This is a genomic window from Stieleria varia (assembly GCF_038443385.1).
Taxonomy (GTDB): Bacteria; Planctomycetota; Planctomycetia; order Pirellulales; family Pirellulaceae; genus Stieleria; species Stieleria varia.
Window position 1 is genome coordinate 1,547,935 of sequence record NZ_CP151726.1, and the last position, 11,034, is coordinate 1,558,968.

Here is an 11,034-nt window from a genome sequence, read left to right on the forward strand (position 1 = left end):
ACGTACGGACGTTGTCGCCTGCGGCTTGGCGTTAAACGATGGGCCGAAGGCGACATTGTAAGACGTATGGACGTTGTCGCCTGCATGTCTCGTTTAACGCCGAGCCGAAGGCGACATTGTAGAACGTACGGACGTTGTCGCCTGCGGCTTGGCGTTAAACGATGGTCTTGATCTAATGATAGGTCGTCCAGCTACTCTTGGGGATGCCGGCAAAGGGCGTGACGAAGGACCAACTCTGCCTTGGTTTACCTTCCTTGACCGGATTGTCGAGTACATAGCCAATCGCTTCTTCGATGGCATTCTCTGAATCCAGATAAACTTTCCACAAGTTTGAAGCCCACATTTGCGGAGGCCGCTTGTCCTTGCTCGCGTAGGCTTGCATCGGATGTCGAGCATCCTCGATGATTCTCCGGGTCGCTGATCCTTTCAGTAGATTCACCATTTGCTCAACCTTGAACGTATGGCGCGCAATCACCAAGTGCGTGTGCTCGGGCAAGATCGCGCACGCCCAAAGCGTGTAGTTGTTTTTTGCGCAATGCCGGCCGAATCCTTTTGCAATGCTCAGGGCCTGCAGACCCGTGAGCGAAACCGTCGGATATCTCAAGCTCGCTTTCGCAGCATCCCGAGCAGCGATTTCGTCAGAACTTAAGTCGATGAGATCCCGTCGCATTGTCGTCTTCGTGGATTTGCCGAAGCGAACCAGTTCCCATTTCCGAACGAAGTCGCTCCAGGAACCCCGCGGGTCATTGGGTAGCCAAAACCCATACATCGGCATGACCACATGATAAGCATGAATCATCGAAGCCCCCTTCGTTGATGACAAGTCACGTACGATTGCGTTTGGTTTTAAAAAAATACACGATCGACGCCGAAGCAACCACTGTGCAAAGATTCAGCACTTCGAATAGGGACGAGCCGCAGGCGGCACCGTAGTGGGGACGTTGTCGCCCGCATGCCTCGTTTAACGCCGAGCCGAAGGCGACATTGTAAGACGTGGGGACGTTGTCGCCTGCATGCCTTGTTTAACGCCGAGCCGAAGGCGACATCGTAAGACGTATGGACGTTGTCGCCTGCATGCCTTGTTTAACGCCGAGCCGAAGGCGACATCGTAGAACGTATGGACGTTGTCGCCTTCGGCTTGGCGTTAAACGATGAGCCGAAGGCGACATTGTAAGACGTATGGGCGTTGTCGCCTGCGGCTTGGCGTTAAACGATGAGCCGAAGGCGACATTGTAGAACGTGGGGGCGTTGTCGCCTTCGGCTTGGCGTTAAGCGATGAGCCGAAGGCGACATTGTAAGACGTATGGGCGTTGTCGCCTGCGGCTTGGCGTTAAACGATGAGCCGAAGGCGACATTGTAGAACGTATGGACGTTGTCGCCTGCGGCTTGGCGTTAACGATGAGCCGAAGGCGACATTGTAGAACGTATGGACGTTGTCGCCTGCGGCTTGGCGTGAAACGATTTTACTGACCTTGCAGCGTTGACGACGGAATGTTCGTCAACTGAAAGCGATTTCGCATGATGACTTTGTCGTCACAGCGGATCACCGCACTGAACTCGAACACCGTGTCGACGATTTCGGCAAGCGTGACCGTCGCGATCAGGACGTCACCTGGTCGAGCAAAACCACGATACCGAGCGTTCTTGATTCTCACCAATACGCCCAATGCGAACTCATTGAACATTGGGTCCGTGGTGTCGAATTGCTCCATCGGGTTGTGGCGGGCGGCGATCAAGATGCCCGCGCTCTGTGTGGAGAATTCTTGCATCATTGCGCCCGGAAAGATCGGTGCGCCAGGGAAGTGCCCGTGGATGAAGATCGCCTCCGACGGCACGGTGGTCTGAGTGACCACCGTGGCATCGTCGAGGGACAAGATTTCATCGACCAATAGGTAGGGTCGACGATGGTGCAAGTAGCCTTCGATGCTGTCAAAGTCGTGATGAAAATAACGCATGATCAGGGAAGGCTACGGCAAAGCATTGGAGGGGAGGATCTTGAGGAATCGATCAGCAAGTGGTCGGTCGATCAAGATTTTTCCACCAAAGTGTTCTCGGCAGCTCTCTTTTCAGCAGCCGTGCGGTAGTCAACGACGTCCCAAACCAAACCCACCGCACGCATCAAACGAATGGCTTGCCAGGTGATGTCAAACTCCCACCAGTGGTGACCGTGCTTGGCCATCCGCGGATAAGCGTGGTGATTGTTGTGCCAGCCTTCGCCGTACGCGATGATGGCAACCAGCCAATTGTTTCGGCTATCGTCAGTGGTTTCGTAGTTGCGATATCCCCACATGTGCGACCAACTGTTGACCAACCACGTGGTATGCAAGACGGCGACCAAGCGAACGAACATGGCCCAGACGAGCATGGACCAACCCATCGATGATCCGCCGATCGCGTATCCGATGCCGAACAACGCAAAGCCGACCATGATGTGCAGTGGCAAGAACATCACGTCCAAGAAACGCATGCCCTTGTCTTTGTACAAATCGGGAACCCAACGCATCAGGTAGCCTTTGCGGTCACCGTTGTGTGTGGGGTAAGCCAGCCAGATCATGTGGCTCCACCAACCGCCTTCATGTGGCGAGTGAGGATCACCTTCCAAGTCGCTGTGGGCATGGTGCTTGCGGTGGTCAGCCACCCAGTCCAACGCCGAGCCTTCGCCGGCAAGCGTTCCGATGGTGGCAAAGAAATACCGGACCCAACTGTATGTCTTCATGCCGGTGTGCGTGAGCAGTCGGTGATAGCCGAGGCAAATGCCCAAGCTGCCCGTGACCCAGTGCAGGAAGAGAGCGACGCCCAATGCGGTCCAAGTGAATGTGAACGGTGCAGCGGCAAATACGACCACGTGTGCCAAGCCCAGCCAGCCAATGGCCCACCACGACAACACACCCCGCTCGCGACGCTCTTCCCCCGTCGGGTGGGCGTTCTCGGGCAGCTTCTTTTCTTCAATATTTGGATTCACCTGACGCCCGACGCCGGTCTTTCCTTTCCGGCGTGTCTTTTTGGTTTCAGGTGCTTCGATTACGGTTGCCATCTGGCATTTTCCTTCAAACGAATTTTTCAGGTGTCGGAGTCCTCGTCGCTCCGAGATGCGAGAATCCTATCGAAATCGCAAGCCCAGACTGTCTCAGGAAATACATAATGATGTAACGGTCCTGTAAAACTCTGCTTTCCTCCCTCTACGGCGTGGACGAGCCCCCTTCGTGACGAGCCAAAAACAGCCCCTTTTGCCCTTTCCGGGTGCGACAATTCGTTCTCAGCCTTGCTATCAAGGGCGTATGGCGCCACCGAACTCTTGGTAACACGTCCATGCTAGGCGGGACGTTCTGGATCGCGCCAGTGGCTGATGAATCATCCGGTCGAGCAGTAATCGTTACAGTCGCATGCAGACGGCCAACTCAACGTGAACGGATCGACCGTCAGAAGCGGCGAGACAGGACGGCTTTCCGGCGGAAAGATCGTACCAAACCGCTGTACCACTGCCACCGGTGCCGATGATTGAGAATGCCGGCGAGAGTGGACCTGGCGGTCCACTCGACGCTGCGCCGAGCGGAAGGAAATGGAGTTGTTCGGCGGAACGTTCGACCCTCATTTCCTCTTGATCGAATGGTTTTTCAAACAAGCGATCGGCTGTTATCTCTTGAGATGACGGTCGATCGTTTTTTTATTCGGCGTCATCCAAGAACGGATTGGTGTAGCCCGGTGTATCGCCAAGGCAGATCCCCATTCCCCGCGCCGTTTGCACCGTGGAACCGTGCGGATCGACTGTGCGAATGTTGTGCACCGCGTCGGCGATCGCCACGCTGGTGATTGCTGGCGGATCACTGCAGACCATTTGACCGAAGCGTTTTTGATAGACCAGACGCACCGCGTGGGCTCCGTATTCACTGGACAGCACGCGATCAAATGTTGTGGGGCCGCCGCCACGTTGCAAATGGCCCAAGACGACACAGCGGACGTCTTGCTCGATCATCTGGCTGAGTTGATCGGTGACGACGTGGCCGATTCCACCCAGTTTGACTTGCAGATTTCCGCCGGAATGAGAGTCCGTGACCATCGCTCCGTCCGGCAACGTTGCTCCTTCGGCCACCGTGATCAATGTAAAACTTTGTCCCATCTCGGTGCGTTCGCGAATCTTGGCGATGATGTTTTCGTATGTCCAAGCGACTTCCGGAATCAGGATCACATCAGCCCCACCGGCGATGCCGCCGTGCAACGCAATCCATCCGGTGTGTCGCCCCATGACTTCCAACACCATCACACGACCGTGACTTGCGGCAGTCGTTTGCAGTCGATCCAACGCGTCAGCGCAGCAGAGCACGGCACTGTTGAATCCGAATGTGTAAGCCGTGCATTCCAAGTCGTTGTCGATGGTTTTGGGGACACCGACAACGGGCAAGCCGGCTTCGTGAAATTGCAACGCCGTCGAGAGCGAGCCATCGCCGCCCACAACGATCAATCCCTCCAGCTTCAGCGTCTGGATCGTCTGGGCGACTTGCTCGATGAGTTCCGGCATGATCTCGGCTCGCCCGCTGACTCCTGTCCGAGCCCCGAATCGGCCTTTGTTGGTCGAACCAAGAATCGTGCCGCCCAAGGTCAAGATTGCCGACGTGTTTTCACGGGTCAGCACTTGGTAACGGATCGGATCCACCATGCCTTCGAAACCGTCGCGAAATCCGACCATGTCATAGCCGAGCCAAAACGCGGTCTTGGTCGCCGCCCGCAAAACTGCATTCAAGCCCGGGCAGTCGCCACCAGACGTCAAGATTCCGATCCGCGGACGATCGCCTAAGCGGTCGCGTCCGTAAATATGAATGCCGTTCTCGATCGTTACGTCTAACACGCCAAATCACCATCGGTTACGAATGCAGCGTCGGTCATGAATCAAACTGGAACGCCACCAGTCTTGAACAATCATGTCCTTTGCGAAAGGGGGACATGCGAAAAGAGGAGCACGGCTCAAGCTGTCGACGGCGATGGAGTATAACGTCTCGCACGCTCTCCACCGTTGCATCAAACCCTCGCAATCCGTCGTCACTTTCAATGCCACTGATCCCAATTGAACGGCCCGACGATCCTCGTTTGCAGCCGTTTCGTGACTTGCAGCATCGTGGGCGCAATGGCGAAATCGCCGCGACGGACCAACTGTTCGTTGTCGAGGGAAAGTTTCTCACGGAGCGATTGATCCGGTCTGATCACGAACTGCACAGCATCGTCATCGAAACGGGGCGTGAACTCGATGCACTGAAGGATGTTCCGGATTCCGTTCCCGTGTTCCAGATTCCGAGCAAAGCCATTCGAGAGCTGGTCGGATTTGATTTCCACCGAGGCGTTTTGGCCTCGGGGATTCGCAAGCCGTTTCACTCGATCGATGAATTACATTTGCCGGATTCCGATTCGAGCGAAGTGCGGTTGTTGTTGGCAGCGATCGGGATTTCTGACAAAGAAAACCTGGGCAGCATGCTCCGTACAGCCGCAGCATTGGGCGTGAACGAAATCATCCTCGGCCCCGGCACCGTCGATCCGTATTCTCGCCGTGTGATGCGAGTCAGCATGGGGACCGCGTTGGTGCATCGTTTCTACGAATTGAGTGAACCCGAGGGAAGTTTGCAGTCGCTCATCGGGCGAGGTTTTCGAGTCGTTGCATCGACCCTGGATAGCGATGCCGCATCGATCCAAACGTGGCGACCAGACGATCGTCCAGTCGTACTGATGGTGGGCAACGAAGCAAATGGATTGCCCGATCGATGGCAGCAATCCGCCAGTGATCGCGTTCGGATTCCGATGAAACAGTCCACAGACAGTCTAAACGTCGCGGTTGCTGCAGCGATTCTGATGCACACGTGCACGCAATCGTCGCGAAAACACAAGTCCAAGTCGATCGAATAGAATCCTGGTATGAAATTCTCGATCCGCATGTTGCTCGCCGTCACGCTTCTGATCGCGCTGGTCATTGTGCTCGTTCGTGCGTACTCGTCCCTTGCCTATGAAGACGCCAAGCTCCAGCAGACGATCGCCCAAACGGAGACGCTCAAAGCGAGGTTGAGCGTATATTCCCTTTCTTTCGAGCAAGTGCAGCAGTACCAGGCTGACGAGTTGAAAGTGGCCTCCGCGATTCACGATCGTGCGGTCAGCCATTTTCGAGACTTGCAGGAACAGTATCGCGTGATCAAACCGAAAGACGACGACACGTTTTCTTGCCGACTGGTTCCCGAGTTGGATTCGGATGACCCAGGGTACTCCCGCGTCACCTACCGATTGCACGTGCCGAAGAATCGCAAGGTTTGGCTCAAATCCTGTGTGACCCGTCCGGGAGTCTATGGCTATCATTTGCGCAGCACAAAGGATTTTCCCGAAGTGTTGCGTGTGGCATCGATTTCACCTGCTGGCCCATTCGAAACACAACTTGAACCAGGGTTTCACACGCTGACGCTGCGATATTCGCGATCCGATCAAGCAGACGGGCTAGTGAGCCTATTGCTGGACGAGGCGATTCTGTACCAGGCGAGTCTTTCCTCTGAGTCATTCCGATACAGCGGAGCGTCCTACACCAGTCCAAGAACGCAGTACGATCTTGGAAAGGATCAATTGCTGCCATGGCTGGTTTCGTTGAGACTGAAAAAAGAGGTTCCCGGTCAGACGTCGGAGGATGTCGAGTCGACGCACTTTTGGCTGGACGATAAGTCGTCGGCGTATGAACCTTTTCCATCATCTGTCGACAGCGAGTGAATTGATGCCACGCAAGCCATTCATTCCAAAGTTACTTAGCATTGCCGTGACGGTCATTATCGTTGTGATACTGCTTTGGTTCACTGTCGACTTAGTCCAGCAGCGAAAGGAACGTTCGAACCAATTGGCTATCGCGGTACAAGAACGGGATCGGTTCCAAGTGTTGGTCGAACACACCGAGAGCCAAAGAGAGAAGTTACAATTAATCCAGAAAGACGTCTTGCAGTGTCTTCGTTGCTGCCAGACTGCGGACGAGATTCCTTTCCTGGGCGGCAATCACCTCGCTGTGCAGTCAGACGGCGAAACGGTCGTTTTCTATGTTCCATCTGGCAGCCACGAATTGACGGTGCGCTTCGTCTGGGGAGATGATCAGGATGTTCAAGACTGGAAGTCCAACGACGACGGCGAGTTGCCCGAGACGCTGCAGCAATCTACCGAGACGATTCCCTTGATCGCTGAGTCAGGCTATCGGTTTCAAGTGGACCTGGATCGCAAATCCAGCAGCGTTCGTTGGACGTTGGCCAGCAATCATGCTGAGTTCCAGCCAAAGTCCTGCACGGTTTTTGAGTCAGGGTACAGAAGCTCAGGGTCGAGCTACGGTGGGCATGAGCAATTCATGGTTCCCAATCAGTTGCGCCGTTATTGGAATGACGAAGACCTGAAGTTGATCGAATCACCTGATCCGTCGACACTGCTCAGTACAACCTTCAGGGGAAAGCTGGATGATCAGCCCGTCAGCATGGTCGCCAAGCTTTCTCTAAAGAGCGACACGCCAGTCAGCGTTCCGTGGCAGTTGTACCACCGAGTGGTTCAGAAAAAGATCGAGCAGCTCGCCTTGCCCTATCAAGGCGATGGCGCGATTTATCTGAAGCCAAAGCCATGAAGTGAGCCGTCAGGGCGAAAGCCTGGGTTCTGTCGGGGCAGGTCAATGATTGGGAATGGCAAAACGCTTGACGGGGCACGCTATCGACTTGGAAAGTCGAGCGACGATTGTCGTTCGACTTTCCAAGTCGAAAACGAACGCCGCCATCCGCCCAAACACAAACCATACGCCTTGCTTTTCGACCGCTGGATGCCAGGAATTCTGGCGAATCCCATTACGGCCCGATGCAAATCAAATGTCGGATGGTGTGTGCGAATACGCGGCCATCGGCAAAGGTCAAACCAGCTCGGTTGAAACTTTGACCGACTGGGCCAAGGTCATTGATCGCCAAGATCGCGTTCTCGTCCCACTCGGGTGCACTCGCATTGAGCACATAAACCGTTCCGTTCATGATCGGAACGTACAGGTGATTGCCGATGGCTGTCGGAATCTGTGATGCATGATGTCCCCATCCGGTCCCCTGGGAACGAGCGTCGCCCATCACGATGTGTCCTCGCGAATTTCGCATTTCGTTGGGAACGAAGCACCATTTTTCAATCGGCAATTGCTCCGGTGGTTTGCGGAAAGACTTGAGCAGTTCCGCAACCACATCGCTGTTCATTTGCTCGGGGCCCCAGAGCAATTGATCGTTGTCGTTACCTGCCACTCGTTTCAGCTGCACCGGCAACTGCAGGTATTCGACTTTCCCCGTCACGACATTGACGCGCCCGAGATAGGGGCGTGAGTAACTGCGAAAGTAATGGTGGTCACCCACGAGCAAGTTCGACTGCTGAATGATCGCCCGCTTGTTCTTTGGTGGCGGCAATTGCTCGGCGACTGTCTCCCATTTTCCGTTGTCATACCGGCGGACAGCGACATCCGACAAGAACGAAACCGATCGCGAGACCTTTCCCGTGTGGGCATCGATCCACAAGTGTTGGTCGTCGTGGAAGACCAAGACTTGATCGCCGTCGATGTTCATTGTCATCGTGCTCATGAACCCGGGCAGCGGCAGCGTCCAAAGGGTCTTTCCGTTGGTCGCATCGACCATCGAGATGCCTTCGGGTTTCTCTGGCGGCGCGTGACCACCTCCCCGCCCCACCACGATCAAGTTGCGTCCATCACTGAGCGTTTGCGGTAGCGGGATGCAGCCCATGTTGACGCCGCAGGTGGTGGTCCATTGAATCTTGCCGGTGGACATCTCCAGGGCTTGCAGTTGCGTCCATCGCTCGACCGGTTCGTGCTCATGCTCGTGAGTGAAGTTGCCTGTCGCATCGGGCATGTAATGTTGCCGGATGAAAACGACATTTCCATCGACCATGAACGGCATCGTCCGTCCGACGGGCATCGCATCGAGCGACCAAAGCTCGGTACCCTCCAAATCAAAGCACGTGATTCGGCCCGATGCGTTGAAGAAACAAACGTGTTGCCCGTCGGTCACCGGCGGCGGTGCGGAACTATCGCTGAAACAACCCGAGAGCCGTAAAGGATGCCGAGCTTTGATCACGCGTGTCCACAGCGTTTCTCCCGTTTGTGAGTCGCAGCACCACGCGACGATGTCTTGGCCGAGAGCCGAGTCTTGATCTACCTCCGCCATGGTGGTGAAAAACAATCGGTCTTCTGATAACGCGACGTTGCTTTGTCCGGTCTCCGGCAACGTTTTGGTCCAAGCGATGTTCTCATTCCGCACAACGCTCCATTGGACGGGAGCCGTAAAGGATTGTTCACGGGCGGGGCCGTCATCGCCATGAGACATGGTCGTCACGGATAGCCAGACGCAGAGAATCAATGGAAGTGCGCGCATGGAAAGTCTCATGGGAAACGATGTTATCAACTGGACTGCCCAAAGTTTGGTGTTGACATTGTTTCTTCAGTCCATGTTTTTGTTCCATGCATCGCAATCAAAGTGAGCCTCAGGCGCTAGCCGTGGGCCGGCACCACAATCCGCCTCAGGCCCACGGCTAGCGCCTGAGGCTCACTGGGGCCACCAGCTGCGCCGGCAGTAGGGACATAAACTTGCGCAAACCCAAAAGACACAACACCAAACCTTGAGCAGTCCAGCACGAGCCCATGCTGTGGGCGTCTCAGCGTTTTTCGACCGGGATGACTTCGCGGAGTTGTTGTCCGGTGTAGATCTGGCGTGGTCGGTTGATCCGTGTGGCGGGATTGGCGTGCATTTCCATCCAGTGAGCCAGCCAGCCGGGCAGGCGTCCGATGGCGAACAACACGGTGAACATCTGCACGGGAATGCCGATCGCTCGGTAGATCACTCCCGAGTAAAAGTCAACGTTGGGATACAGCTTACGCTCGATGAAGTAGTCGTCCTTGAGCGCGACGTCTTGCAGTTCCTGAGCGACCTCAAAGAGCGGATCATCCAGATTCAGCTTCTTGAGCAATTTGTCACAGCAGGTGCGGATGATTTTGGCGCGGGGGTCAAAGTTTTTGTAGACGCGGTGACCGAATCCCATCAGCCGGAACCCGTTCTTCTTGTCCTTGGCCATGTCCACGTATTTCTTGACGTTGCCACCGTCGGCCGCGATCTGTTCCAGCATGTTCACGCATGCTTCGTTGGCTCCACCGTGCAGCGGCCCCCACAGGGCGCCGATTCCGGCAGAGATCGATGCGAACAGGTTTGCATTGCTGCTGCCGACCATGCGAACGGTCGATGTGCTGCAATTCTGTTCGTGATCGGCGTGGACGATCAACAACAGGTTCAGGGCTTCGGCAAAATCGGGGTCGACGCAGTATTCGTTCGCGGGGGTTGCGAACATCATGTGCAAGAAATTCTCGCAGTAGTCGAGTTGGTTGTTGGGGTACATGAACGGCTGCCCCATCGATTTTTTGTAGCTGTACGCTGCAATCGTGGGCAGCTTGGCCAGCAATCGATACATCGAGATTTCGACTTGTTTGGGATCATTCAGATCCATCGAGTCTTGATAGAACGTCGAGAGGGCACCGACCACGCTGCTGAGGATCGCCATGGGGTGGGCGTCGCGTGGGAATCCGTTGTAAAACGATCGCATGTCCTCGTGGATCATGGTGTGATCGCGAATTCCGCAGCGAAACACCGACAACTTGTCAGCCGAGGGGAGTTCGCCGTACATCAGCAGATAGGCGACTTCGATAAAATCACAGTTGGCGGCCAAATCCTCGATGGCGTAACCGCGATAACGAAGGATGCCTTGTTCGCCGTCCAGGAAGGTGATCGCACTACGGGTGCTGCCCGTGTTCACAAAACCTTCATCCAGAGTCACCAAGCCGGTTTGTTGACGCAGAGAGCTGATGTCGATGCCACGTTCGCCTTCGGTTCCTTCAACCACAGGCAATTCGATGTCTTGATCGTCATATCGAATCCGCATCGAGTCGACGTTTTGAAGTTCCAAATTGAGAGACTCGCTCATCAGGGATTCCAGGAGGGTGCGCGATCGGTATTCAATGAACGG

Annotated in this window: 10 protein-coding genes; 3 read left to right on the top strand and 7 right to left on the bottom strand. The window is 55.3% G+C overall.

Going from position 1 to position 11,034, the window contains the following annotated elements; translation table 11 throughout:
• Positions 1–172 precede the first annotated feature (172 nt).
• The 5 genes from Pla52nx_RS05425 to Pla52nx_RS05445 all read right to left on the bottom strand — a co-directional run bounded on the left by Pla52nx_RS05425 (position 173) and on the right by Pla52nx_RS05445 (position 4,843).
• Positions 173–799 carry a transposase gene (locus Pla52nx_RS05425; protein WP_146519536.1) on the bottom strand — a complete coding sequence of 209 codons (627 nt, stop codon included), beginning with the start codon at positions 797–799 and terminating at the stop codon, positions 173–175.
• Positions 800–1,463: 664 nt separating this feature from the next.
• Complete coding sequence (locus Pla52nx_RS05430) at positions 1,464–1,955, bottom strand: 3-hydroxyacyl-ACP dehydratase FabZ family protein (RefSeq protein WP_146519537.1); 492 nt, start codon at positions 1,953–1,955, stop codon at positions 1,464–1,466.
• A gap of 71 nt (positions 1,956–2,026) precedes the next feature.
• The gene (locus tag Pla52nx_RS05435; protein ID WP_146519538.1) at positions 2,027–3,034 is read right to left on the bottom strand and encodes an acyl-CoA desaturase; all 1,008 of its coding nucleotides are present in this window, start codon (positions 3,032–3,034) and stop codon (positions 2,027–2,029) included.
• Positions 3,035–3,373: 339 nt separating this feature from the next.
• Complete coding sequence (locus Pla52nx_RS05440; protein ID WP_342190342.1) at positions 3,374–3,622, bottom strand: hypothetical protein; 249 nt, start codon at positions 3,620–3,622, stop codon at positions 3,374–3,376.
• Positions 3,623–3,664: 42 nt separating this feature from the next.
• Complete coding sequence (locus tag Pla52nx_RS05445) at positions 3,665–4,843, bottom strand: 6-phosphofructokinase (protein WP_231741888.1); 1,179 nt, start codon at positions 4,841–4,843, stop codon at positions 3,665–3,667.
• A gap of 200 nt (positions 4,844–5,043) precedes the next feature.
• On the opposite strand from Pla52nx_RS05445, the gene Pla52nx_RS05450 reads away from it, so the two are divergent.
• From Pla52nx_RS05450 to Pla52nx_RS05460, 3 genes are read left to right on the top strand one after another with little or no spacing between them, the layout of a single operon-like run.
• Complete coding sequence (locus Pla52nx_RS05450) at positions 5,044–5,889, top strand: TrmH family RNA methyltransferase (RefSeq protein WP_197454477.1); 846 nt, start codon at positions 5,044–5,046, stop codon at positions 5,887–5,889.
• A gap of 9 nt (positions 5,890–5,898) precedes the next feature.
• Positions 5,899–6,729 (top strand): hypothetical protein, encoded by an 831-nt coding sequence (locus Pla52nx_RS05455; RefSeq protein ID WP_146519540.1) that lies wholly within the window; start codon positions 5,899–5,901, stop codon positions 6,727–6,729.
• Between the two features lie 4 nt (positions 6,730–6,733).
• Positions 6,734–7,612, top strand: coding sequence for a hypothetical protein (locus tag Pla52nx_RS05460; protein WP_146519541.1), 879 nt, complete (start codon positions 6,734–6,736; stop codon positions 7,610–7,612).
• Between the two features lie 214 nt (positions 7,613–7,826).
• Here the strand turns inward: Pla52nx_RS05460 and Pla52nx_RS05465 are convergent, their stop codons facing one another.
• Positions 7,827–9,395: a PQQ-binding-like beta-propeller repeat protein gene (locus tag Pla52nx_RS05465; protein ID WP_197454478.1), complete on the bottom strand. Its 1,569-nt coding sequence runs from the start codon at positions 9,393–9,395 to the stop codon at positions 7,827–7,829.
• Between the two features lie 280 nt (positions 9,396–9,675).
• The gene (locus Pla52nx_RS05470) at positions 9,676–10,992 is read right to left on the bottom strand and encodes a citrate synthase (RefSeq protein ID WP_342190343.1); all 1,317 of its coding nucleotides are present in this window, start codon (positions 10,990–10,992) and stop codon (positions 9,676–9,678) included.
• Positions 10,993–11,034: the final 42 nt, after the last annotated feature.